Source organism: Streptomyces sp. NPDC047085 (genome assembly GCF_040643735.1).
Taxonomy (GTDB): Bacteria; Actinomycetota; Actinomycetes; order Streptomycetales; family Streptomycetaceae; genus Streptomyces.
The window spans coordinates 208,805-232,691 of sequence record NZ_JBEYUW010000005.1 but is presented as its reverse complement, the minus strand read 5'-3'; the positions used below and the strand labels follow the sequence as shown (position 1 = coordinate 232,691).

Genomic DNA, 23,887 nt, shown 5'->3' with positions numbered 1-23,887 from the left:
GATCGAGCACATGAACAGTCTCGACTGGGCCGTGCTCATCGGCTACTTCGGCGTGATGGTCGCGATCGGCGTCTGGTCGCACAACCGCGTGGACAACGTCAGCGACTTCTTCACGGCCGGCGGCAAGATGCCCTGGTGGCTGTCCGGCATCTCGCACCACATGTCGGGCTACAGCGCGGTGATGTTCACCGGGTACGCGGGCATCGCCTACACCTACGGCGTCACCTCCTTCATCACCTGGTCCTTCCCCATCGCGCTCGGCATCGCCATCGGCTCCAGGCTGTTCGCCCCGCGCATCAACCGGTTGCGGTCCCGACTCCATGTGGCCTCCCCGCTGGAGTACCTGAAGAACCGGTACAACCTCTCCACGCAGCAGGCGCTCGCCTGGTCGGGCATGCTGCTGAAGATCGTGGACGTCGGCGCCAAGTGGGCGGCGATCGCGACCCTGTTGTCGGTGTTCACGGGGGTGTCGCTGAACCAGGGCATCCTCATCACCGGCGCGATCACCGCCGTCTACTGCACGATCGGCGGCCTGTGGGCGGACGCGCTGACCGAACTCGGCCAGTTCGTCATCCAGTTGCTGGCCGGGATCTCGATGTTCGTGGCGGTGGTGCTGAAGCTGAACGACAAGAACATCGGCTTCTTCGGCGCCTGGGACGAGCCGGCCCTGCACGGGCACGGCAAGCCGCTGGTCGGCCCGTACGGCACGGTCTTCCTGCTCGCGTTCCTCTTCATCAAACTCTTCGAGTACAACGGCGGCATGCTGAACCAGGCGCAGCGGTACATGGCCACCGGCAGTGCGCGGGAGGCCGAGCGGTCGGCGCGGTTGTCGGCGGTGCTGTGGCTGGTGTGGCCGGTGGTGCTGTTCTTCCCCATGTGGATGTCGCCGCTGCTAACGCACGCGCAGAAGCCGGACGGCTCGGACTCGTACGCCCTGATGACCGAACAGCTGCTGCCGCACGGGCTGTTGGGGCTGGTGATCGTCGGGTTCTTCTCCCACACGATGGCGATGTGCTCCTCCGACGCGAACGCGATCGCGGCGGTGTTCACGCGGGATGTGGCGCCGGTGCTGTCGCGGCGGGCGCGGGCGTGGGGCGAGCGGTCGGGGCTGATCGCGGCCCGCGTGACGACGGTCGTCTTCCTCGGCCTGTCCATGGCGGTGGCGACCCAGGTCAACTCCCCCACGTTCAAGGACATCATCACGGTCGTCATCAAGTGGGTGGCCGGGCTGATGGGGCCGATCGCGATCCCGATGATGCTGGGCCTGCTCCGCCCGTTCCGCCGCTCCGGACCCACGGCGGCGCTCACCAGCTGGGCCGCGGGGCTGCTGGCCTTCTGGCTGGTCAACTACCCCATCAACTGGAACGTGGACGGCGGAGTCCCGCTCCAGTACCAGGTGTCGGTCCCGCTGGCGGTGTCTCTGCTCCTGTACATCCTCATCGGCTATGTGAAGCCGGAGGACACCCCCGACCGGCTCGCGGTCATCGAGAGCGTCAACACGGACGGCGGGGGTACGGCGGCCGTCCCGGCGCCGGCGGGTGCGCCGGTGGGGGACTGAGCGTTGTTCGACCTGAATGCGCTGCTCATAGGCCCCGGCCGGCCGTTTGGATCAGGTCTGCCTGGCCAAGGCGCGGCTGCTCAGCCACGTGGGTGACTGGGCAGACCGATACGCGAAGACGAGGCCGACTGCGGGTAGCACCGCAGACATGACAGAGCGCCATGATTCCGCACAGGGCGGTGGGCCTCAACAGGGACGCCATTCGTCGGACAGCAGCCTGGACGCATGGGCGGCCCTGCGTCACTGGTCTGCCCTCGGCGCCATCGCGGGCCTGTGTTTCTTCGGCCTCCTCGCAGCGATGTACGACGAGTTCTACACAGAATTCGGCATCACCTCGACGGATGTCGAACTGTCATATTCGGACACCTTGACACGTTCATGGGGTTTCATCATCACCGTTGCCGTCGCACTGACGGTCGGCATTTCCGGGGTCCTTTGGGTGTGGAAGCGGATCCTCAAGAAAAAGCATGGGAGGGACTGCAAGATCGATCAACTGCCAGGCCCCGCCTACCTCAGCGCACTGGCTGCGATCTTCGTCATCCTGATCTGTGCCGGGCTCATCGGCGAGTCTTTCATGGAGGCGGCCGGCAAGCGTGGCGCGGCAGGCCAACCCGTCACGGGCCTGCGACTGGGACTCTTGTTCTTCGATGTTCGAGCACAACCAGTCGCAGAACTCGTGTCCATCGCGTCCAATCCCGTCACCATCCCCACCCAAGGACTGACATTCCTGGGAAAAAGCGGCCGCTCCTTCGTTCTTTATTGCACAGTCGACGGCCAGATCCTGAGAGTCTCGATGGAGCGATTCACGCTCCGCACATCCACCCACCAGGCATTGAGGAAAACGGGGGCGAAGAACTGCGGGAACGCGGCCACACGGCAGCTCTCCGGGTGAGGTTGTTCAGGCGCGCGGGTAGCGCGCGAGCCAGCCTGGGGAGGAGCCCGCTGGGCCGTGCAGTGCGGGGCCCTGGGTCATTTCCATGGCGAAGTCGTCGGCCAGTTCCAGGATCGTGGGACGGCCTTCCAGTTCGGCCAGCCAGGCCGGGGGGAGGGCCGTTTCGCCGTGCAGGGCGCCCAGCAGGCCGCCGGTGAGGGCGCCGGCCGCGGCGGAGGGACCGCTCTGGTTGACGGCGAGGCACAGCCCGTGCCGTACGTCCTCGCAGACCAGGGCGCAGTAGACGGCCGCGGCCAGCAGCCCGTCCGCCGAGCCGTCGCCCGCCAGCTCCTCCACCCGCGCCGGGCTCGGCAACCCCTGCCGCACCGCACCCAGCGCGTGCTGCAGCGCGTCGGCGATCGGCTGGTGGCCGGGGCGGACGGAGAGCAGGGAGAGCGTGCGCTGCACGGCGGCGTCGAGGCTCTCACCGCGGGCGAGGGCATGGACGATGACGGCGTAGGCACCGGCGGAGAGGCAGGCCAGGGGGTGGCCGTGGGTCTGGGCCGCGCACTCGACGGCGAGCTGGAGCACGAGCTGGGGCTCCCAGCCGACCAGGAGACCGAAAGGGGCGGAGCGGGCCACGGCCTCGGGACCGAGTTCGCCGGGGTTCTTGGGTGCCTCCAGCGTGCCCATCGTGTCGTCGCCGAGGCCGATGAGGAGCGCCCGGGCCGGGTCGCGGCGGGCGTACAGCCACTCCTCGCGGGCCAGCCAGCCGTCGTCCTTGCGGCGCTCGTCCGGCCCCCAGTCCCGCTGGGTGGCCGCCCACCGCAGATACGCCCGGTGCAGATCCGTCGGCGGATGCCAGGCCCCTGTGTCGCGGCGTACCTGCGCGCGTATCAGCCCGTCCACGGTGAAGAGGGTGAGCTGCGTGTGGTGCGTGACCGTGCCGCGCCGGCCGTGTCCGAAGGCGAGGTCGAGCAGGCCCTCCGCGCCGTACGCCGTGCGGATCTCCTCCAGGTCGAGCGCGTCGGCCGGCCCGCCCAGGGCGTCCCCGACGGCGACCCCGAGCAGCGTGCCGCGCACCCGGCTGCGGAAGTCCTGCTGCTCGGAGCGACCCCAGACCGCCCCGGTTGCCGTACTCACCCAGACCTCCTCACGGCACCGTCCGTACGTACGACGCTCCGACTGTAATCGACCGGGGCCGATCGATTCACGGGGGCAAATCAGCCGCGCTGGGTCATTCCCGTACAGCTATGAGCTCTTCGACCCGTGAAGAGTTGATGCTGACGAAGTTCCGGCCAGTGGTGACGGCGGCGCGGTGAGGAGAGAAGGGCGACGTGCGTCAGGGGGCGTCAGCCGTACCAGGTGACATTGCAGACGTAGACGCACTCGTGGCGCGGCACGGCCAGGAACCAGTCCGTCACAGCCCGGCCTCCGCCTCGGCCGCCTCCCGGATCGCCCGGATCTCCTCGATGGCGGCCGCCGGGTCCTGTTCCCCCGCATCCACCAGGCGCTCCAGTTCCCGCAGCCGGGCCGCACGTTCCGGGTGCCGCTCGATGGCCACGAAAACCGCCCATGAGTGCACGAAGGCACGCAACGGCGCGAGGCTCTGGGTCTGCTGGGCGTTCGTCGTGGCCTCGAAAAGGTGCTGCGTGAGGGCCGGGATCCTGCTCGGAGCGATACGCGCGACCGCTGCCCTCAGCGCGTCCGGCGTCAGCTTCGGTCCTGCCTCCAGGGTCATGCCACCACCTGGGACGAGCGGCAGTCCCGACAGCGCCCTGGGTGTGGGGACCGGAAGGCCCGGTCGCAGCCGTCGCAGGTCTGGAGGGGGTCCGGGCGGGGTGGCATGACGCTCGGGGGCGGCGTGGGGAGGTGAGGGGGCAGCTGGGTGGTGAGACGGTGGGCCAGGAAGGCAGCCGGGTGCTTGATCGGGTCCTGGGGCAGCCCCGTCGTAAGGGCTCGTACGACGGCGATGGGCGGTACGCCCCGCTCCAGCCATTCGGTGACGGCCGGGGCCAAGCGGTGCACGTCCCGTTCCGTGAGCAGGAGCCGGGTGTCGTGAGCGCGCAGTCCCGCCAGGAGGTCGGTCGCCGGCGTGCGCTGTGGGCTGGATGGGCAACGCGCGGGCTGGGGAGGAGGCGACGGGGTTGCTGCGATCGCCGCGCGACCGGGCTTGTTGTACGAGATCGTCCGGGTCGTCACTCGTCCCGATTGAAGACGCTCCTTGGTGCGTGACAGGTACCCGTGTTCCTCCAGCTCGCGCAGGGCCGCGGCGATCCGGATCTCACCCTCGGGGAACTTCGCCGCCAGCGCCTTGATGCCGATCGAGGTACCCGCGGGCAGCGACTGGATGTGCGTCGCCAGGCCGATCGCAGTCAAGGACAGCTCCGGGTGCTGCGCCAAGTGGTTGCCGACCACGGTGAAGTTGTCGTGGTGCGGTTCGTTGACGTGGATGACACCGGAGTGGGAATGAGCGGACTTCGGGCGCGCAGGCGCGTTACGCTGCTTGTCAGTCATCGGGAAGGTTCTCTCTTCCTCGGTGATCAGGCCCTCGCAGTGGGATGGCAGTCCCGGCGGGGGCCGATGCATGTGTGGACTTGTTGTCGTGCTGACGCTGCACCACAACTGCCCCGCCGCGCCAGTTGCGTTGGGCATATTCACTCCGGCGAGTGATCGACGGGGGCGGTGGGGGTGGGTTGGTTCTTTCCCCGGTTCTTTGGTCTTTTGGTGTCGGGCGCCGCCGGGTCGTGGCCCGCCGCGACCCCGTGGGTGGAGTTCCTGGGCTTCGCCGCTCATTCCGCGTAGCGCGCCCGCATCGTGTCCCGGGCCGCGGTTGCCCGTGCCAGTCGGGGCGCGAGGCGGGGTCTGTCGGCTCCCGGGCTGTCGTGGAGGACGGTGAGGCAGTCCACGAGGAGAGCCAGGTCGGGCCATTCGTGGGGGACGGTGAGGGCGTGGTGGAGGGTGGCGTCCAGGGCGGGCCAGGACTGCAGGGCGGCGTTGATCGTGGCCTCGACGAGGTCATGGACGTGGACGGGGTAGGCGAGCTCGTGGCGGGCTGCCCGGGCGAAGTCCGTCCACAGGGGGTGCGCGGCGGACATGCCGTGTTCGCCGGTGGTGGCCAGGGCCAGGTAGAGGAGGGCGTCGGCCTCGCTCGATGCGCGGAGGCGGTCCGCCGCCTCGCGGACTCCGGGCCAGTCACGCATGCCGAGGTGGGCGGAGCAGCGGGTGTCCGCCGTGGCCTGTGAATCGCCGCCCAGTGACACCGCCGTGTCCAGTTCGGCCAGCGCCTCCTCGAAACGGCCGCTGAGGACGTGGATGTCGGCCAACTGCTGGTGGGCCCAGAGGAGATCGGCGCCCAGGGTGAGGTAGCGGGTGAGGTCCGAGCGGGCCTGGTCCAGGCGGCCGGTGCACATGCTGGTCCGGATCTTGTTGGACAGGGCCCAGGCGCCTTCGGGGTCGAGTTCCACCGCGCGGCAGGCATCGGCGAGCGCTCTGTCGTAGCGGCCCTGGCGGCGGTGGACCTTGGAGCGGTGGACCAGGGCCCAGGCGTAGTCGGGCAGGAGGGTGAGCGCTCGGTCCAGGTCGGACAGCGCCTCCTCGTCGCGGCCGTGTGTGCCGTGCAGGGCGCCTCGGCTGGCGTAGACCGAGGGGTAGGCGTCGTCGAGGTCGAGGGCGCGCTGGTAGTCGGCGAGGGCCTCCCGCTCGCGGTCGAGGGCGCTGAGGGCGTCGCCCCGCTCGCACAGGATCCAGGGGGACCGGGGGGAGAGCTCCACGGCCCGGTCGAGGTCGGCCAGCCGCTGCCCGCCTTCGCCGAGCGACCGCCATACCCGGGCCCGGCGGACCAGGGCCCAGACGAAGTCCGGGCCCATCTCCAGCGCCCGGTTCAGATCCGCGAGCGCGAGGTCGTACCGGCCGAGCGCGTGGTGGGTGACGCCGCGCGCGGCCCAGGCGGCGCGTGCCGTCGGGTCGAGGCCGATCGCGCGGTCCAGGTCCGCCAGCGCCGCGTCGTGGTGGCCGAGGATCCGGTGGTAGTCGCCACGGGCGGCCAGGTGGCGGGCACCCGAGGGGTCGAGGGCGTGCGCGCGGTCGAGGTCGGCGATGGCACCCTCGTAGTCGCCCTGTTCGGCGCGGGCCACGCCTCGGCCGTGGTGGGCGCGGGTCAGGTCGGGGTCGAGGGCGATCGCCCGGTCGTATTCGGTCACCGCGCGCTCGTACTCCTCGCCGACCCGGAAGATGTTGCCGCGGATCGCGTGCGCGAGGGCGCGGGAGGTGGGGTCGAGGGCGGCCCGGTCGAGGAGCAGGGCGAGCGCGTCGGCGGTGTTCGGGGCCTCCAGGGCGTGCAGCAGGTCGGTGCCCCAGCCGGTCACCGGCTCGGCCTGGGTGTCCGCCCCGGCCTCCAGCAGGGTGCGCGCCCAGCGGCGGGCCTCCTCGGTACCCCGGCCGCAGGCCCGTACCGCGTTGCGGAGTACGCCGGGCAGAGCGGTCCCCTCCCGGGCGCACAGCCGGTGGTAGGCCTCCGCGAGACGCAGCTCGCGCCACTGCTCGTCGGCCCAGGGTTCGTCCAGGCCGGCCTGCCGCTCGGCGCGCCAGCCGCCGAAGGTCTCCGCGAGCCGCCAGTGCCGCTCCGCCCAGCGCCGGGGATAGCGGCGGCGCTGCAGGCGCAGCATCGGCGCGCGTACGACGTCGTGGTACTGGGCCCGCTCGCCCCGCTCGCTGACGAACGGCATCCCGCGCAGCCAGTCGTACAGGGCGTCGGCCTCCTCGTCCGGGCGGTCCACCACCGCCCGGAACACGTCGGCGTCCAGATGCCGGGGCAGTGCGCAGGCCAGGGCCACCGACCGCCGTACCGGATCCGGCTCCCACTTCAGGAAGCGTTCCACGGCGGTGGCGCTCGGGTCGCCCACGTCGTCCGGGTCGGCGGGGCGGGCCTCGGCGAGGGTGGAGACGAGGACGGGCAGGCCGCCGGTGAGCCGCAGCACCTCGGCGACGACCGGCTCGTCCCGCACTCCCCGGTCGGCGAGCAGTCCGCGCGTCTCCGCCTCGGTGAAGGGGCCGAGCGGCAGGTCGGTCATGAAGTCGGCGAAACCGCCCCAGCGGGCGGTGTCGAAGGGACGCTGGCCGGCGGTGACCACGACGACGTTGGCGGGGAGCGCGCCGTACCGGTCCGTGGTCATCAGCTCGTGCAGCCAGCCGTCGAGGAACGGGGCGGTGCGCTCGTAGGTGTCGAAGAAGAGGACCAGCCAGGGTGCCGCGGACGCCACCACCGACAGCTCGTCCAGCAGCCTGGGGGTGAGCACCCGCTCCGGGGAGAGGACCAGCTGGACGTCCTCCTGGTTGCGGAAGCGGGCGCTGAGCCTGGCCTTCAAGCGGGCTGCGCCCTCGGCGATCTGGGCCGCGTCCACGGCTCCGACGAAGGGTCCGGCGCCGGGAACCACCAGGCCCACCCCGGCCATGCTCAGCCGGATCGCCGTCGTGGTCAGCGCGGACGGGCCCTCGGGGGCGGGCTCCAGGGTGGCCACCTCGGCCTCCGCCTCGTGGCGCCGCTCCCGGTGGGCCGCGAGGGTCTCCTCCAGCTTCTTCAACCGGTGCCCCTGCTGGGCGAGTTGACGGCAGAGGGCGGCCATCGCCTCGGGCACGCTGCCCACGCTCTCGTCGACATACGCCGTCACCGCCCCGCGCTCCCGCGCGGCCTGCTCCAACTCCCGTACCAGGAACGTCTTTCCGACACCCGCGTTGCCGTGCACATGGAACAGGAAGCGGTGCCGCTCGTCCTCCGGTGGAAGGTCCAGGTTCTCCCGGAACGCAGCCCGTTCGTCGCTCCGGCCGACGAAGCCCGCCCGCCTCCGCCGTCCGATCAGCTCCTGCATCGACGGCCGTGCCCGCACCATCCGTACACCCGTCCCTTCCCCCGGAATCCCGCCCTCATTCTGGCTCAATGCGCATGTCAGAAGGGGGTGTTCGTCGGGGAGAATCCAGCCATGACCACCACCCCCACGAGCACCACCCCCACGCGCCGTCACACCGGCCTCAACCTGGCCGCCGGTGTGCTCACCGGCATCCTCGCCCTCTACATCACCCTCGTCGCCGTCGGGAACATCACCGACTACGGGACGAACCAGCAGTTCGTACGGCATGTGCTCGCGATGGACACGACGTTCCGGGACAAGGACCTGATGGGGCGGGCGATCACCGGCACCGGGCTGCAGGACGCCGCGTACGACGCGATCATCGTGTGGGAGTCGGTGGCGGCCCTGATCCTGATCTGGGGGACATGGCTGTGGCTGCGCAGGCGGGGCGATCGCGCCCGGCGCGTGGCCACGTACGGCCTGCTGATGCTGCTGCTGCTCTTCGGCGCCGGGTTCATCGCCATAGGCGGCGAGTGGTTCGCCATGTGGCAGTCGAAGACGTGGAACGGGCTGGACGCGGCGACCCGGGTGTTCCTGCTGAGCGGGGTCGCCTTGATCGTCAACCAGCTGCCGGACGGACGGGCCGAGTAGACCCGGCCAGGAGACCCGGCTACTTGACGACCGTCACCCGCGTGTTCAGATCACCGAACGCCCACAGCGCGGCTCCGTCCTCCTTGTGGAGGCGGATGCCGCCTATCTGCTTGCCGTTCGCGGGCGGCGGCGAGGAGCCGTCGATGGCGTTGGAGAAACCTATGTTCACGCCCGACGCCACCGTGAAGTACAGGATGTGCTCGACCGCCACCCCGTCGGAACCGGTGGTGGCGGGCGTGCGCTTGATGATCGCGTAGCGGCCGGGCCCCGGGTTCACCGTGCCCGGCCACACCGTGAAGGTGCGGGTGGCCTTGCCGGTCGCGTCGACGAGCCACACCCGCTTCCCGGCGAGGGAGTAGACGATCCGGCGGCCCGTGCCGGACCGGTCCGGCAGGGCGGGCGCGGCCGGGGCCTTCGGTGTCGCGGAGGCGTGCGCGCCCGCCGAGGCCGACGGGCGGGGCTTGACCGTCGCGGCCGTGGGATGCGGCCCGTGCTCCGCCTGGACGGCGAGCGCGACGACGACGGCGGTCGCTCCCGCCGTCAGTCCGGAGACCCAGGCCCACGAGGGCAGTCGGGCAGCCACGGGTACGCATCTCCTCCGCTACGGGTCCCCGTCAGATGGGTCGGGGTCGGATCATCGTACTCAGTCCGGCTCAGTCGAGGACCGGCAGCAGGTCGGGCAGGTGCCCGTCGGAGGCCGCGGCCGCGCGCTGCCGCTCCTGCGGTACCTCTCCGTACAGGGTCGTGCGCGGCTTCGCGGGGCGTCCGGCGGCCTCCGCCACCGCGACCAGGTCCCGGACCGACTTGTACGAGCCGTACGACGAGCCCGCCATCCGCGAGATCGTCTCCTCCATGAGCGTGCCGCCCAGGTCGTTCGCACCGGAGCGGAGCATCTCCGCCGCACCCTCCGTGCCCAGTTTGACCCAGCTCGTCTGGATGTTGGGGATGTGTGGGTGCAGGAGCAGGCGGGCCATCGCCGTCACCGCCCGGTTGTCCCGGGTGGACGGGCCCGGCCGGGCGATGCCCGCCAGGTACACCGGCGCGTTCGTGTGGATGAACGGCAGCGTCACGAACTCCGTGAAGCCCCCCGTGCGCTCCTGGATCCCGGCCAGCGTGCGCAGGTGGCCCAGCCAGTGGCGGGGCTGGTCCACGTGGCCGTACATCATCGTGGAGGAGGACCGGATGCCCAGCTCGTGGGCGGCCGTGATCACCTCGATCCAGGTGGCCGTGGGCAGCTTGCCCTTGGTCAGCACCCAGCGGACCTCGTCGTCCAGGATCTCCGCCGCCGTGCCGGGGATGGAGTCCAGGCCGGCCTCCTTGGCGGCGGCCAGCCACTCCCGGACGGACATGCCGGTGCGGGTCGCGCCGTTCACCACCTCCATGGGGGAGAAGGCGTGCACATGCATGCCCGGGACGCGCTCCTTCACCGCCTTCGCGATGTCGAAGTACGCGGTCCCCGGCAGGTCCGGATGGATCCCGCCCTGCATGCACACCTCGACCGCGCCCACGTCCCACGCCTGCTGGGCCCGGTCGGCGACCTGCTCCAGGGAGAGGGTGTACGCGTCGGCGTCCGTGCGGCGCTGCGCGAAGGCGCAGAAACGGCAGCCGGTGTAGCAGACGTTGGTGAAGTTGATGTTCCGCGTGACGATGTAGGTGACGTCGTCACCCACCACCGACTTTCGCACGTCGTCCGCGATCCGGCACAGCGCGTCCAGCGCCGGGCCGTCCGCGTGGAACAGGGCCAGGGCCTCGGCGTCCGTGAGCCGCGTGGGGTCGTCGGCGGCCGTGCGCAGCGCCTGCCGCACGTCCGTGTCGATGCGCTCCGGCGCCATGCCGGGGACGGCCGCCTCGCGCAGCGCCTCCCAGTCGCCGTAGACCTCGTCGAAGTCGTCACGCCGGTCGGACGTGCGGCCCTCGGTGTCGATCGCCCGGTGCAGGTCCGTACGGCCGGACGGTACGAACACCTCCTCCGGCTCCTGCCACGGGTGCCCCTCGACCACCGCGTCCGGGCGGGCGAGGCCCGTCTCCGGGTCGGCGAGGGCGCTGACGTGCGGGCGCAGGCGCGGGTCCAGCCAGGGCTCGCCGCGCCGGACGAACTCCGGGTAGACGCACAGGCGTTCACGCAGTTCGAAGCCGGCCGCCGCCGACTTCGCGGCCAGTTCCTCGATCTGCGGCCAGGGGCGCTCGGGGTTGACGTGGTCGATGGTGAGCGGGGAGACCCCGCCCCAGTCGTCGATACCGGCGCCGATGAGCCGCTCGTACTCGGAGTCGACCAGGTTCGGCGGGGCCTGGAGGCAGCCGGACGGGCCCATGATGTGCCGGGCCACGGCCACCGTGGCGACCAGGTCGTCGAGTTCGGCGTCCGGCATGCCGCGCATCGCCGTGTCCGGCTTGGCGCGGAAGTTCTGGATGATCAGCTCCTGGATGCCGTGGTAGGCGCGGGAGATCCTGCGGAGCGCGAAGAGGGACTCGGCGCGCTCCTCGTAGGTCTCGCCGATGCCGATCAGCAGGCCGGAGGTGAAGGGGACGGAGGAGCGGCCCGCGTCCTCCAACACCCGCAGCCGTACGGCGGGTTCCTTGTCCGGGGAGCCGTAGTGGGGGCCGCCCGGCTCGGACCACAGGCGGGTGGCGGTCGTCTCCAGCATCATGCCCATGGAGGGCGCCACGGGCTTCAGCCGCTGGAAGTCCGTCCAGGTCATGACGCCCGGGTTGAGGTGGGGCAGCAGGCCCGTCTCCTCCAGGATGCGGATGGAGACGGCACGGACGTAGGCGATGGTGTCGTCGTAGCCGTGCGCGTCCAGCCACTCGCGCGCTTCCGGCCAGCGGTCCTCGGGCTTGTCACCGAGGGTGATCAGGGCTTCCTTGCAGCCCAGGGCGGCGCCCTTGCGGGCGATGTCCAGCACCTCGTCCGGGGACATGAACATCCCGTGGCCCGCCCGGCGCAGCTTGCCGGGGACGGTGACGAAGGTGCAGTAGTGGCACTTGTCCCGGCACAGCCGGGTGAGGGGGATGAAGACGCTCTTCGAGTAGGTGATGACGCCGGGCCTGCCCGCCGCGTCGAGGCCCGCGTCCCGCACCCGGGCCGCGGACGCGGCGAGGTCGGTCAGGGCCTCGCCGCGGGCCTGGAGGAGCACCGCCGCCTCGGAGACGTCGAGGGCGACGCCGTCCCGGGCGCGTTTGAGGGCGCGACGCATGGAGTTCTCGGTCGGGCCGGTTCCGGAGGTCGCGGAAGTCGTCATCTCTCGAGGATACGTTCGGCCTGATCAAGCCAACGGGGCCCGCCGCGCCTACAGGAAGCGGGCATAGCCGTCCAGCACCCCCAGCACCTCCGACTCGCCCGCGGGCGGGAGTTGGACGACGGTCTCCTCGATGCCCAGTTCGGCGTAGTGGGCGAGCTTGCCGGGGGTGGGGTGGACGGCGTACGGAACGATCTGCAGGGCGGCCGGGTCGCGGCCGGCGTCCGCCCAGACGGACCGCAGCACGGGCAGCGATTCGGACAGACCCCCTCCGCCGATCGGCAGCCAGCCGTCCGCGTACTCCGCGATGTGCGCGAACAGCTTGGGCCCCGCCGCCCCGCCGACGAGGGTGCGCGGGCCGACGACCGGTCCGCGCGGCTTCCGCACCGGCTTGGGGTGGGCGAAGCTCGGCCGCACGCTGCCGTACCGGCCCTCGTGGCCGACCGGCTCCTCGGACCACAGCGCCCGCATCAGCGCCATCCGGTCACGCACCAGCTCGCGGCGCGAGCGCCACTCGACGCCGTGGTCGGCGGCCTCCTCCACGTTCCAGCCGTAGCCGAGGCCGAGGGTGAACCGGCCGTCGGAGAGGTGGTCGAGGGTGGCGATCTGTTTGGCCAGGCCGATGGGGTCGTGCTGGGCGACCAGCGTGATGCCGGTACCGACACCCAGGCGCTCGGTGACGGCGGCGGCCTGAGCGAGAGCGACGAACGGGTCGAGGGTACGGCCGTACTCGCGCGGCAGCTCGCCGCCCATGGGGTACGGGGTGGTGCGCTCGACGGGGATGTGGGTGTGCTCGGGGACGTAGAGGCCGGCGAAGCCGCGCTGCTCCAGTTCGCGGGCCAGACGGGTGGGGGTGATGGTCTCGTCGGTGAGGAAGATCGTCACGGCGATGCGCATGGGTCATCTGTAGCCGGTTTGCCCTCACCTATCCATACCGACCGGTCGCGCAGTTCCCGGCGCCCTCGGGGTGGCTTACGTTGGACGGGTGACGACGTTGCGCGGCACTCTCTCCCCAGGCTCACCGGACTACGTCTACCTTCCCGTCGAAGTTCCGTCCGGCACCCGCGAGTTGCGCGTCTCCTACACCTACGACCGTAACGGCAACGCCCTCGACATCGGACTCTTCGACCAGCGCGGTACCGAGCTGGGCGGTCGGGGGTTCCGGGGGTGGTCCGGAGGCGCTCGTACGGAGTTCTTCGTGCGGGCCGACGAGGCGACGCCCGGGTATCTGCCCGGACCGCTCGGCCCCGGCACCTGGCACCTCGTGCTGGGCCCGTACACGGTGGCGCCGCAGGGGCTGTCGTACGAGGTGACGGTGACGCTCGTGCCGGGGGAGGCCGGGGAGACGCCGCGGCCGGTGTATCCGCCGGACCGGGCCGGCGGGCGGGGGCGGGCCTGGTACCGGGGGGACTGTCATCTGCACTCCTGGCATTCGGACGGGCGCCGCACCCCGGACGAGATCGCGGCGCTGGCCCGGGCCGCCGGGCTGGACTTCGTCAACAGCTCCGAGCACAACACGACCGCCTCGCACGCCCACTGGGCGGACGCGGCGGGCGACGAACTGCTCGTGCTGCTGGGCGAGGAGGTCACCACGCGGAACGGCCATGTGCTGGCGCTGGGGACCGAGCCGGGCACCTTCGTGGACTGGCGGTACCGGGCGCGGGACGACCGCTGGGGGCACTTCGCGCACGAGATCCGCCGGGCCGGCGGGCTGGTCGTACCGGCCCACCCGTACGGCGACTGTGTCGGCTGCTCCTGGAAGTTCGGGTTCGGGGAGGCGGACGCGGTCGAGGTGTGGAACGGGCCCTGGACGCCCGACGACGAGCTGGCGCTGGCCGCCTGGGACGCCCAGCTCGTCGCCCCCGCACGGCGGAACGGGGACTGGCTTCCCGCGATGGGCAACAGCGACGCCCATCGCGCCCCCGACGTGGTCGGCCTGCCGCAGACGGTCGTCCTCGCCGACGCCCTCACCAGGGACGCGATCCTTGCCGGACTGCGCGCGGGCCGCTCGTACGTGGCCGAGTCCCGGCACGTGGACCTCGCCTTCACCGCGTGCGCCGAGGACGGCCGGCAGACGGGGATCGGGGAGCGCTTGGCGGTCCCCGAGGACACCCCGGTGACCGTCCGCCTGGAGGTCTCCGGCGCCCCGCGCTGCACGGCCCGCCTCGTGACCGACCAGGGCCTGCTGTACACGAGCCGCCCGCTGCCGGTGTCGGGAGCGGGCACGGTCGAGTGGCGTACGACCCCGGCGCGCGCGGCCTACGTACGGGCGGAACTGCGCCACGAGGCGGCCCTGGGACCGGTGCCGGGCGCGATGGCCGCGTTCACCAACCCCGTCTTCCTCGGCGCTACTTGATCTGGGCGGCGGCCCACTCGGCCCACTCGCGGCGCATCGCGTTGAAGCGCAGGCCGTACTCCAGGGCGATGCGGCCGTAGACGGAGAGGTTGTCGTCGTCCCAGTCGATGGCATCGTCGAGCTGCTTCAGCTGCTCGTGCTCGCGCGCGGACATCTCGACCAGCTCGGTCAGATAGGCCCGGGCCTGCTCGGGGCGCAGCACACCCAGGAAGAAGACGCGCAGGAGCAGGTCGCTGCGGGTGTTGCGCTGGGGCTTGGTCTCGGTCAGCCAGTGGCGCAGCTCGGCCAGGCCCTCGTCGGCCAGGGCGTACTCCTTGCGGCCGCGCGGCCCCTCGGCGGCCACCGTGATCAGCCCGGAGTCCGCCAGCTTGGTCAGCTCGGTGTAGATCTGGCTCTGCGTGGCCGGCCAGACGTTGGCCAGCGAGGTCTCGAACCGCTTCAGCAGGTCGTACCCGCTGGCGGGGCGCTCCGAGAGCAGGCCGAGCAGTGCGTGTCTGAGGCTCATGCCCCCAGCTTACCTTCCACCCTTGACATGTCACGATCCGACCTTCTAGTTTTGACATGTCAGATCAGGAAGCAAGGCCGTGCGACCACACGGCCACACCAGAGCACGACCACATCGAGCAAGACCACTCGAAAACGGGGAAACCAATGTCGTACCTGCGCACGTTCCTGCCGTGGATCGTCTTCGCCGTCTTCCCTTCCGGGGACTGGCAGTGGGGCGCTCTGGCCGCCCTGCTGGCCGCCGTCGCGATCATCGCCAAGGAGAAGCAGTCCGGCACCGGATTTGACGCACTCGTCATCGAATCCGGCTCGGCGGTCTTCTTCGCCGTCCTCGCGGCCGTCGCCTTCGCCGACCCGCACTCGGGCGTGCACGACTACTCCGCGTCGCTCTCCTCCGGCACCCTCGCCCTCATCGCCGGGGTCTCGCTGGCCATCGGGCGGCCGTTCACCCTGGGCATCGCCAAGCGCACCACCCCGCCCGAGGTCTGGGGTCTGAAGCCGTTCATCCGGACCAACGTCGTCATCACCGCCGTCTGGACCGCCGCCTTCGCTGCCATCGCCGTCGCCCTCGCCCTGGTGGCCCACGCCGGTCACGCCCACTCCACCGCGGCCACGGTGCTCCAGATCGCCGGCTTCGCCGTCCCGATGGTCTTCACCGTCCGCTACGTCGCCCACGTCCAGGCCAAGGCCGCGCAGGTGGCCCGGTGAACCCGAAGCACCTCAGCGGCAACTACGCCCCGGTCACCGAGGAACTCACCGCGCACGACCTGCCGGTGACCGGCACGATCCCGCCCGAGCTGGCCGGCTGGTACCTGCGCAACGGCCCCAACCCGGCCGACGCCGCCTCCGGGCACTGGTTCTTCGGCGACGGCATGGTGCACGGCGTCCGCCTCGACGGCGGGCGTGCCGTCTCCTACCGCAACCGGTGGGTGCGCACCACCAGGTTCACCGACGGGGCGCGGATGTACGACGAGCAGGGCCGGCGGGACCTGACCTCCGGCCCGGCCAACACCCACGTGGTCCGGCACGCCGGCCGCACCCTCGCCCTGGTCGAGACGGCCCTGCCCTACGAGCTGACCCGCCACCTCGGCACCTTGGGCCCCTACGACTTCGACGGCCGGCTGGGCACCGCGATGACGGCCCACCCGAAGACCTGCCCGGTCACCGGCGAACTGCACTTCTTCGGCTACGGCATGGTGGAGTCCACCCACCTCACCTACCACCGGGCGGACGCCACGGGCGCGTTGGTGATCAGCAGGCCCGTCGAGGTGCCGGGCCCGACGATGCTGCACGACTTCGCGCTCACCGCCGAGCACGTCGTCTTCATGGACCTGCCCGTCGTCTTCGACGTCGAACTCGCCCTGACCGGCGGGACGATGCCCTACAGCTGGGACGACGGGTACGGGGCCCGGCTCGGCGTCCTGCGCCGCGACGACCCGTACGGCGAGGTCCGCTGGTTCGCCGTGGACCCCTGCTACGTCTTCCACTCGCTCAACGCCCACGACGCGGCCGACGGCACGATCGTCCTGCACGTCATGCGCTACCCGGAGATGTACCGGCGCACCGCCGACGGCGGCACCGCGCCGCAGCGGGCCGTGCTGTGGAAGTGGACCGTCGACCCGGCCCGCGGGACGGTGCGCGAGGAGCAGGTCGACGATCGTCCGGGCGAGTTCCCCCGCGTCGATGACCGCCTGACCGGCCTCGACTCCCCCTACGGGCACGTGACCTGCGGCACCTCACTGGTTCGCTACGACCTGACGACCGGCTCCGTCACCACGCACGACTTCGGCCCCGGCCGCACCCCCGGCGAGGCCGCGTTCGCCCCGGCCGACGACAGGCCCGGCGGCCCCGGCTGGCTCATGACGTACGTCCACGACGCCACCACCGACCGCAGCGACCTGGTCGTCCTGGACTCCGGCGACCTCGCCGCGCCCCCGGTCGCGACGGTCCACCTGCCGGCCCGGGTCCCCTTCGGCTTCCACGGCAACTGGCTGGCCGACCGGGATGCCCAGGGCCTGTCCTAGGCAGAGCTCCCACGAGTGGCCCGGCGCAGGGCGATGATCTCGGCGACCGCGGTCAGCCAGCGGGCGGCGCGGGTCTCGGCCTCCGGGGTGGTGGTGACCCGCGCGGCCTCGGTCAGCCACTCGCGCAGCAGCTCGGCCGGATCCGGGGACGGGAGCGGCTCGGGCAGCTGCGCCGCGTACGCCAGGCCGCCGGACCGGACGATCTCGGCGACGAACACCAGCGAGCGCGGCAGCACGCCCAGCCGGTCCAGAGTGACCGCCGCCGCGACGGCACCGTCACCGAACAGGGCGGTCCGGAAGGCGTCCTGGGTCAGGCCGTAGCGCAGCAGGACGGCGACGTCGGTGGCGGCCAGGACCTCGTCGTCGGTGCGGCTGTCGGGGGCTGGGGACATGAGGGCCTCGGTTCCGGTGCGGGTCAGCGGACCGTGATCGTGAAGACGTAGAAGCCGGCCTGGGCGCGCGGAGTGGCGGTCAGGGTGGGGTACGGGGACGGGGACGCAGGGCTTTTGGATGCCGTGCCGGTGGGGGTGGGGGTCAGGGTGGAGCGGTCGTGGGGGCCGGGGCCGGTGCACGTGTCCAGGGGGCAGTACAGCAGTCGTACCGTCGTCCTGCCCTTCGCCAGGGCGGTGAAGTTGAAGGACTGGGTGCCTCCGGTGCTGCCGATCATGTCGCTGTCGTCGCCGGACGCCCGGTCGCCCCGGTGCTTCAGCACGGCCGCGTCCGGCTCGGGGTCGGCGAGGTACCAGTGCTCGCCCAGGGTCGCGGCCGACGGGACGGTGAGGGAGAACTCCTCGCCCGGCTCGACGGTGACGGTCCGCTGCTCCAGGCCGTACTCGGCGGTGGCCTTGCCGGTGCCGGTCGCGGTGGGAGCCGCCGACACGCTGGGGGTGGGCGACGCGCTGGGGGTGGCGGTCGTGCTGGTCCCGCCCTGCTCGCCGCAGCCGGTGAGGGCGATCAGGCAGGCGAGGACGGCCGAGCCGAGGAGGGGTGCGCGTGACGTCATGGTGATCCGCTGGTTCCTTGTGGTGTTTCAGTCCTGAGGGAGGTGCACGGCGTACGCGTTCGGCAGCCGGCTGTCGCTGGCCTTCGCCATGCCGCCGTTGACGAAGTCGTCCTCGCTGACCCACGTGGTCTTGCCCCACGGGTTGTAGATCTCCAGCTTGTCGCCCTCCTGGCCGACGATCATCATGGAGTGCCCGTGACGCGTGCCGTCCGCTTCGTACCCCTCGGCGTCGAAGGGCACCGGCTTGCCGTCCGCCACCGCCTTCTCGATCTCCGGCAGGATGGTGCGCCGGGAGTCCGCGTCCCGGACCTCGTGCAGTGCGTAGGAGCTTCCGGTCTCCGGGCTGATCTCCTTGTTGGAGATCTCGGTCTGGCCCTTCAGGTCCATGCCGTTCCAGTGGGCCTCGCCGTGACCTTCCTGGTGCATCCGGTGCTGTTCGTCCACCAGCCGCCGCCGGAAGGCCGCCGGGTCGTCCTCCTGGCCGCCGGGGCCGCCGGTGAGTCCGAGAGCGTAGACGGGGTCGACCATGGCCCGGGCCGTGACCGTGGTGGAGGCGACACAGGTGCCCTCCCGGCCGTCGCCGCCCTGGGCCCACTGCTGGCCGTCGAAGCTCTGGAGGTCGGTGTTGATGTTGGCGCCGTTGCCGGGGTCCGTCCCCTCGTCCTTGAGGCTGTCCCCCTGGGTGACGATCGGCGACAGGTGCCGCTGCAGCCAGGCCGGGTCCTTGCCGTGGATCTTCCCGCCGAACGTCTCGACGTCGTCGACGCCGTGGCCGGCGGCGAGGGCCTTCATCAGGTATGCCTTCTCCTGCGGGGACTTCGCGTTCGCCAGGAGCCGCTCCATGCGGGCCCGGTCGGCCGGCGGCAGCTTCTCGAGGGCCCGGCCCGAGCGTTCCAGCTCGTCGGCGGTGAGGATCTCGTTGTAGTCGGCGGCGCCGGCCGCCCCGCTGGTGTCGGCGAGCATCAGCCGGTCGACCGCGGTCAGTTCGCCGGTGCGCATCTTGCCGGCGCGTGCCTCGGCCGCCCACTTGTTCAGGTCACGGACCGCGGCACGGACGGCGTCGTCCGCGGCGGCGGCCGCGTCGTGCATGAGCGTGACCCCGTCGGCGGCGGGGGCCCGGGCCGCCGCGAGGTCTCGCTTCTCCTCCTCGGTCTCGATCAGGGTGTCGAGCATGTCGAAGAAGCCGTCCCTGTCGCCGAGTTGCCGCTTCGCCACGCTGCAGCCTGGCACGGCCGTCGGCATCCCGCTGCTGCGCGTGCCCGAGCGCGTCGGCCAGTGCGAGCAGCGCCTTCCCGCCGCCCTCGAAGGCCTCGGCCATTTTCGTCGCGGCCCGGGCGGCGGCGCCCACCGCGGCGGAGGCGAGCACGCTCGTGTCGCCGACCCAGACCTCCGGCAGCCGCTTGCGGGCCACCTTGTGCACCCGGTCGTGCAGGTCCCCGGCTTCGTCGACCTGGCCGCGGTAGCGCCGGCCCAGCGAATCGAGGGTCGCCGTGTCGCCCACCGGCGCGGAGACGAAGAGCGCCTCGTCGATCCGGTCCAGCAGATCGTTCTTGGATCCGGCCTTGGGGATGCTCTCGCACAGTTCGGCCAGCCAGGAACGGCGACCGGCCGGAGTCTCCAGGGAGACCAAGGGGCCCATGGCGCCCATGGGGTCCAGCGGCCCCAGCAGTCCCGTCACCGTGCCGCCCTCAGTAGCCCGACAGGGCCGACAGGCGGTCGGCGGACACCGGCAGCGCGGTGGCGCCGTTCACCCCGACGGACACGGCGTGCGCCTGGGCCGCGACCCCGTGGTCACTGCCGGAGTAAGCCCTCTTGGAGAGGCGGATCTTGTCGCCGAGTTCGTGCAGCGCCGCCCCCAGGGTGGACGCGTCCGCGTCCCAGGCGGCGGCGAAGGCGTTGAACGCCTCGCTCACCTCGGCACCGCCCAGGGCGTCCTGCGTGTAGCACATCGGAGTCTGGACCGCCGCGCGGATGCGTCCCGCGTCGTCGCCCGCGCCGTCCAGTTCCTTCGCCGGCCCGGACATGCCGGACCTGACCGTGTAGCCGTCCGACGACGCGCCCATCACGTTCCCCCGTTGCGACCGGTCATGATCGCAGGGGAGGCTAACACGCACCAGTCGTACGACGGTCCATACAGCTCACGCCCCGCACGGGGCCCACACAGCATCCACGCGGGGCACACGTCCGGACGCCGCCCGTGGAGGAGAGCACGGGAGCCCGAGAGATGTCACGCAACGCCGACCTCAAGCACCGCATCGTCACCCGCTTCCAGCGGTACGTCGCCAACCCGCTCAACCGGCGGCTGCCGTTCCAGACCCTCCTGGAGACCACCGGCCGCACGTCCGGGCTGCCCCGGACCACGCCGGTGGGCGGCCGGCGGGTCGGGGACGCCTTCTGGCTGGTGTCGGAGTTCGGCTACAAGTCGCAGTACGTACGCAACATCCAGGCCGACCCCAAGGTCCGCGTCCGCATCGGCGGCCGCTGGCACCACGGCACCGCCCACCTCCTCCCGGACGACGACGCCACGGCCCGCCTGCGCTCCCTGCCCCGCTTCAACAGCGCGGCGGTACGGGCACTCGGCGTCGACCTGCTGACCGTACGGGTGGACCTGGAGGACTGAGGTTCCCCTGATGTGTCCGGCTCACCCCGGCCACACGATCGACTGCACCTCGCTGTACGCGTGCAGAGCGTAGGAGCCCACGTCGCGGCCGACGCCGCTCTTCTTGAAGCCGCCGAAGGGGGCTTCCATGTTGCGGCCGACGGTGTTGATGCCGACGCCGCCGGCGCGCAGGCGGCGGGCGACGCGGAAGGCGCGGGCGACGTCGGACGACCAGACGTAGTCGATCAGGCCGTAGTCCGAATCGTCGGCGAGGGCCACGCCCTCGTCCTCCTCGTCGAAGGGGATGACCGCGACCACCGGGCCGAAGATCTCCTCCCGGGCCACCCGCATGTCGTTCGTGCAATCGGCGAGGAGGGTGGGGGCGACGTAGAAACCCCGCTCCAGGGACGGGCGTTCGCCGCCGGTGACCACGGTCGCGCCTTCCTTGCGGCCCAGTTCGACGTACGACTCCACGCGCGCCCGGTGCTCGGCGGAGATCAGGGGGCCCACCACCGTGTCCGGCTCACGCGGGTCCCCCACCTTCAAGCGGTCGGCGTACGCGGCCAGTTGCTCGACCAGGCGGTCGTACACGCCCCGCTGGGCCAGGACCCGGGTCGGTGCCGTGCAGATCTGGCCGCTGTAGAAGGAGAAGGTCGTGCCGATGCCGGCCACGGCCGAGGCCAGGTCGGCGTCGTCGAAGACGAGCGCGGCGCCCTTCCCGCCCAGCTCCATCAGCTGGCGCTTCATGTCCCGCCCGCACACCTCGGCGATGCGCCGTCCGACGGCCGTGGAGCCGGTGAAGCTGACCATGTCGACGTCGTCGGAGGCCACCACCGCCTCCCCCACGGCCACCGAGCGCCCCGAGACGACGTTCAGCACGCCCGGCGGCGCTCCGGCCGCCTCCAGCGCCTCGGCCATCCGGTACACGGACAGCGGGTCCTGCGGGGCCGGCTTCACCACCACGGTGTTGCCCATGGCGAGGGCCGGGGCGACCTTGCCCGCCGGGTTGGCCCACGGGTTGTTGTACGAGGTGACGCAGGTGACGACGCCGACGGGCTGGCGTACCGCGAGCGCGCCCATCACGCCCGCCCTCCCCATCGGGCCGGCCTCGTTGATCTGCGGGGCGATCGCCCACTCGGCGGGCTCCACGCCGGCGTACCGGCGGAAGCGGGCCGCGGCGACACCTACCTGCATCGCCCGCGCCGTCCGGGTCGTCGCCCCGGTCTCGGCCCGCGCCAGCTCGGCGTACGGCACGAGCCGCTCGCGGACGATCTCCGCGGCCCGCCCGAGCACCGCAGCCCGCTCCTCCGGCCGGGTCCGCGACCAGCGCCCGAACGCCTCCCGCGCCGCCGCGCAGGCCTCCCGCGCCTGTTCCGGCGAGGCCTCCGGGGCCTGCCCGACGGTCTCCTCGGTGGCCGGGTCGATCACCGGGTAGAAGCCGGCGTCCGGCTCGACCCACTCCCCGCCGACGAACAGCCGCTGCCCCTCGCTCACCTGGCCGCTCACCTGGTGCTCACCGTCCCGGTGTCCCGCCCCGAGCGCAGCACCCGGCCCGGTACGGCCCCGCTCACCACGTCGTCCCGGATCGCCTCGACCCCGTTGACCCACACGGCCCGCACCCCGAGCGCCTTCGAGTCCAGCCGCGGACTGTCACCCGGCAGGTCGTGCACCAGGGTGGCCTGACCCGCGTCGATCCGCTCCGGGTCGAACAGCACCAGGTCCGCATGCCAGCCCTCCCGGATCCGGCCCCGCTCGCGCAGCCCGAACAGCCGCGCCGGGTCGTCCGTCAGCATCCTGACCGCCTGCTCCAGACCCACCAGCTTCCGGCCGCGCAGACAGTCCCCGAGGAACCGGGTGGTGTACGGCGCCCCGCACATCCGGTCCAGGTGCGCGCCCGCGTCCGAGCCGCCGAGCAGCACGTCCTCGTGCTGCCAGGTCTCGGCGCGCAAGGTCCAGGAGGCGGGGTCGTTGTCGGTGGGCATCGGCCACAGCACCGTACGCAGCTCGTCGTTGGCGCAGATCTCCACCAGGCAGGCGAAGGGGTCCTGCCCGCGCTCGGCGGCGACGTCCCGCACCACCCGGCCGGTCAGCCCGCGGTTGGCCTCGCTGTACGTGTCCCCGATGACGTACCGCCCGAAGTTCACCAGCCGCCGGAAGACCCCCGCCTCCTTCGACCGGGCCCGCCGCAGCATCTCGGCCCGGACGGCCGGGTCCCGCAGCCTGGCGATCCGCTCCGGCACCGGCAGCCCGAGGACCGGCCCCCACCCGGGGATGAGGTTGAGGGCGCAGAAGGTGCCCAGGGACATGTTCATCGGGGTGAGGATCGGCATGGTGAGCGCCACCACGCGCCCGCCCGCCTTCCGCGCCCGCTCGCTCGCGCTCAGCTGCCGGGGCACCCGCTCCGGCACGGCCGCGTCGACGGTGAGGACGTTCCAGTTCAGCGGGCGCCCGGCCACCGCGCTCAGCTCCACGAACAGATCGATCTCGGCGTCGCTGAACTGATCCAGACAGCCGGCCACGATCGCCTCGATCTGCGTCCCCTCGTGCTCCCCGACCGCCCGGGCCAGCGCCAGCAGCTCGGCCGGTCGCGCATGCCGGGAGGCGACCGGCTGCCCGTCGCCGTCGGAATGGGTGCCGGACTGCGTGGTGGAGAACCCCCAGGCCCCGGCGTCCATGGCCTCGTGGAGCAGCCGGACGATCTCCGCGAGCTGTTCCTCGCTCGGCTGCCCGCCGATCGCGTCGGGCCCCATGACGTACCGCCGGAGCGCGCAGTGCCCCACCATGAACCCGGCGTTGACCGCGATCCGCCCCTCCAGCGCGTCGAGATACTCACCGAAGGAGTGCCAGCTCCACGGCGCCCCCTCCTCCAGCGCCACCAGGGACATCCCCTCCACCTTCGACATCATCCGCCGGGTGTAGTCGGCGTCCCCGGGACGGTCGGGGTTGAGGGGCGCGAGCGTGAACCCGCAGTTCCCGGCGGCCACCGTCGTCACCCCGTGGTTGAGGGAGGGCGTGGCGTACGGGTCCCAGAAGAGCTGGGCGTCGTAGTGGGTGTGGGGGTCGACGAAGCCGGGGGCGAGGACGAGGCCGTGCGCGTCCTCGGCCGTACGGGCGTCCTCGGTGACCTTGCCGACGACGGCGATACGACCGTCCCGTATGCCGACGTCGGCGGTGAACGCGGGCGCTCCCGTCCCGTCGACGACGGTCGCGCCCTTGATCAGGTGGTCCAGCATGCCGGG

At 71.9% G+C, this 23,887-nt stretch carries 21 protein-coding genes; 7 read left to right on the top strand and 14 right to left on the bottom strand.

The window, feature by feature from the left end; all coding sequences use genetic code 11:
- The first annotated feature begins 10 nt into the window (after nt 1–10).
- Nucleotides 11–1,558: a sodium:solute symporter family protein gene (locus ABZ865_RS19745; protein WP_361231656.1), complete on the top strand. Its 1,548-nt coding sequence runs from the start codon at nt 11–13 to the stop codon at nt 1,556–1,558.
- Nucleotides 1,559–1,706: 148 nt separating this feature from the next.
- The gene (locus tag ABZ865_RS19740) at nt 1,707–2,450 is read left to right on the top strand and encodes a hypothetical protein (RefSeq protein ID WP_361231654.1); all 744 of its coding nucleotides are present in this window, start codon (nt 1,707–1,709) and stop codon (nt 2,448–2,450) included.
- A 6-nt stretch (nt 2,451–2,456) separates the two neighbouring features.
- Here ABZ865_RS19740 and ABZ865_RS19735 read toward each other — a convergent pair whose 3' ends face one another.
- The 4 genes from ABZ865_RS19735 to ABZ865_RS19720 all read right to left on the bottom strand — a co-directional run bounded on the left by ABZ865_RS19735 (nt 2,457) and on the right by ABZ865_RS19720 (nt 8,317).
- Nucleotides 2,457–3,572 carry an ADP-ribosylglycohydrolase family protein gene (locus ABZ865_RS19735; protein WP_361231652.1) on the bottom strand — a complete coding sequence of 372 codons (1,116 nt, stop codon included), beginning with the start codon at nt 3,570–3,572 and terminating at the stop codon, nt 2,457–2,459.
- Nucleotides 3,573–3,849: 277 nt separating this feature from the next.
- Nucleotides 3,850–4,170: a DUF6247 family protein gene (locus ABZ865_RS19730; RefSeq protein WP_361231650.1), complete on the bottom strand. Its 321-nt coding sequence runs from the start codon at nt 4,168–4,170 to the stop codon at nt 3,850–3,852.
- The gene (locus tag ABZ865_RS19725) at nt 4,167–4,946 is read right to left on the bottom strand and encodes a helix-turn-helix domain-containing protein (RefSeq protein ID WP_361231648.1); all 780 of its coding nucleotides are present in this window, start codon (nt 4,944–4,946) and stop codon (nt 4,167–4,169) included. Before ABZ865_RS19725 ends, ABZ865_RS19730 begins: the two co-directional genes overlap by 4 nt.
- 275 nt (nt 4,947–5,221) lie before the next feature.
- Nucleotides 5,222–8,317 (bottom strand): tetratricopeptide repeat protein, encoded by a 3,096-nt coding sequence (locus tag ABZ865_RS19720; protein ID WP_361231646.1) that lies wholly within the window; start codon nt 8,315–8,317, stop codon nt 5,222–5,224.
- 90 nt (nt 8,318–8,407) lie between these two features.
- On the opposite strand from ABZ865_RS19720, the gene ABZ865_RS19715 reads away from it, so the two are divergent.
- Nucleotides 8,408–8,926 (top strand): DUF2165 domain-containing protein, encoded by a 519-nt coding sequence (locus ABZ865_RS19715; RefSeq protein WP_361231644.1) that lies wholly within the window; start codon nt 8,408–8,410, stop codon nt 8,924–8,926.
- A 19-nt stretch (nt 8,927–8,945) separates the two neighbouring features.
- Here the strand turns inward: ABZ865_RS19715 and ABZ865_RS19710 are convergent, their stop codons facing one another.
- From ABZ865_RS19710 to ABZ865_RS19700, 3 genes are all read right to left on the bottom strand, one after another.
- On the bottom strand, nt 8,946–9,509 hold the full coding sequence (locus ABZ865_RS19710) for a hypothetical protein (RefSeq protein ID WP_361231642.1): 564 nt from the start codon (nt 9,507–9,509) through the stop codon (nt 8,946–8,948).
- 70 nt (nt 9,510–9,579) lie between these two features.
- On the bottom strand, nt 9,580–12,165 hold the full coding sequence (locus tag ABZ865_RS19705; RefSeq protein WP_361231640.1) for a bifunctional FO biosynthesis protein CofGH: 2,586 nt from the start codon (nt 12,163–12,165) through the stop codon (nt 9,580–9,582).
- Nucleotides 12,166–12,213: 48 nt separating this feature from the next.
- Entirely contained in the window at nt 12,214–13,059 is an 846-nt protein-coding gene (locus ABZ865_RS19700) for an LLM class F420-dependent oxidoreductase (protein WP_361231638.1), read from the bottom strand.
- 88 nt (nt 13,060–13,147) lie between these two features.
- On the opposite strand from ABZ865_RS19700, the gene ABZ865_RS19695 reads away from it, so the two are divergent.
- Nucleotides 13,148–14,518 carry a CehA/McbA family metallohydrolase gene (locus ABZ865_RS19695; RefSeq protein ID WP_361231636.1) on the top strand — a complete coding sequence of 457 codons (1,371 nt, stop codon included), beginning with the start codon at nt 13,148–13,150 and terminating at the stop codon, nt 14,516–14,518.
- Here the strand turns inward: ABZ865_RS19695 and ABZ865_RS19690 are convergent.
- The gene (locus tag ABZ865_RS19690; RefSeq protein ID WP_361231634.1) at nt 14,511–15,023 is read right to left on the bottom strand and encodes a PadR family transcriptional regulator; all 513 of its coding nucleotides are present in this window, start codon (nt 15,021–15,023) and stop codon (nt 14,511–14,513) included. The two genes, ABZ865_RS19695 and ABZ865_RS19690, sit on opposite strands and share 8 nt — an antisense overlap.
- A gap of 146 nt (nt 15,024–15,169) precedes the next feature.
- Here ABZ865_RS19690 and ABZ865_RS19685 point away from each other — a divergent pair, with 146 nt between their 5' ends.
- Together ABZ865_RS19685 and ABZ865_RS19680 are read left to right on the top strand one after the other, a co-directional pair.
- On the top strand, nt 15,170–15,730 hold the full coding sequence (locus ABZ865_RS19685) for a hypothetical protein (protein WP_361231632.1): 561 nt from the start codon (nt 15,170–15,172) through the stop codon (nt 15,728–15,730).
- Complete coding sequence (locus ABZ865_RS19680; protein ID WP_361231630.1) at nt 15,727–17,046, top strand: carotenoid oxygenase family protein; 1,320 nt, start codon at nt 15,727–15,729, stop codon at nt 17,044–17,046. Before ABZ865_RS19685 ends, ABZ865_RS19680 begins: the two co-directional genes overlap by 4 nt.
- On the opposite strand, the gene ABZ865_RS19675 is transcribed toward ABZ865_RS19680, so the two are convergent.
- From ABZ865_RS19675 to ABZ865_RS19660, 4 genes are all read right to left on the bottom strand, one after another.
- The gene (locus tag ABZ865_RS19675) at nt 17,043–17,438 is read right to left on the bottom strand and encodes a hypothetical protein (protein WP_361231628.1); all 396 of its coding nucleotides are present in this window, start codon (nt 17,436–17,438) and stop codon (nt 17,043–17,045) included. The genes ABZ865_RS19680 and ABZ865_RS19675 overlap by 4 nt on opposite strands.
- Nucleotides 17,439–17,461: 23 nt before the next feature.
- The gene (locus tag ABZ865_RS19670) at nt 17,462–18,049 is read right to left on the bottom strand and encodes a protease inhibitor I42 family protein (RefSeq protein WP_361231626.1); all 588 of its coding nucleotides are present in this window, start codon (nt 18,047–18,049) and stop codon (nt 17,462–17,464) included.
- A gap of 27 nt (nt 18,050–18,076) precedes the next feature.
- Nucleotides 18,077–19,222, bottom strand: a complete 1,146-nt coding sequence (locus ABZ865_RS19665; protein ID WP_361231624.1) for a peptidoglycan-binding protein — start codon at nt 19,220–19,222, stop codon at nt 18,077–18,079.
- Nucleotides 19,223–19,737: 515 nt separating this feature from the next.
- Nucleotides 19,738–20,112, bottom strand: coding sequence for a hypothetical protein (locus ABZ865_RS19660; protein ID WP_361231622.1), 375 nt, complete (start codon nt 20,110–20,112; stop codon nt 19,738–19,740).
- 161 nt (nt 20,113–20,273) lie between these two features.
- Between ABZ865_RS19660 and ABZ865_RS19655 the strand changes: the two genes are divergently transcribed.
- Nucleotides 20,274–20,669, top strand: coding sequence for a nitroreductase family deazaflavin-dependent oxidoreductase (locus ABZ865_RS19655; RefSeq protein WP_361231620.1), 396 nt, complete (start codon nt 20,274–20,276; stop codon nt 20,667–20,669).
- Between the two features lie 21 nt (nt 20,670–20,690).
- On the opposite strand, the gene ABZ865_RS19650 is transcribed toward ABZ865_RS19655, so the two are convergent.
- On the bottom strand, nt 20,691–22,154 hold the full coding sequence (locus tag ABZ865_RS19650; RefSeq protein ID WP_361231618.1) for an aldehyde dehydrogenase family protein: 1,464 nt from the start codon (nt 22,152–22,154) through the stop codon (nt 20,691–20,693).
- Complete coding sequence (locus ABZ865_RS19645) at nt 22,151–23,881, bottom strand: D-aminoacylase (RefSeq protein ID WP_361231616.1); 1,731 nt, start codon at nt 23,879–23,881, stop codon at nt 22,151–22,153. Before ABZ865_RS19645 ends, ABZ865_RS19650 begins: the two co-directional genes overlap by 4 nt.
- Nucleotides 23,882–23,887 lie beyond the last annotated feature (6 nt).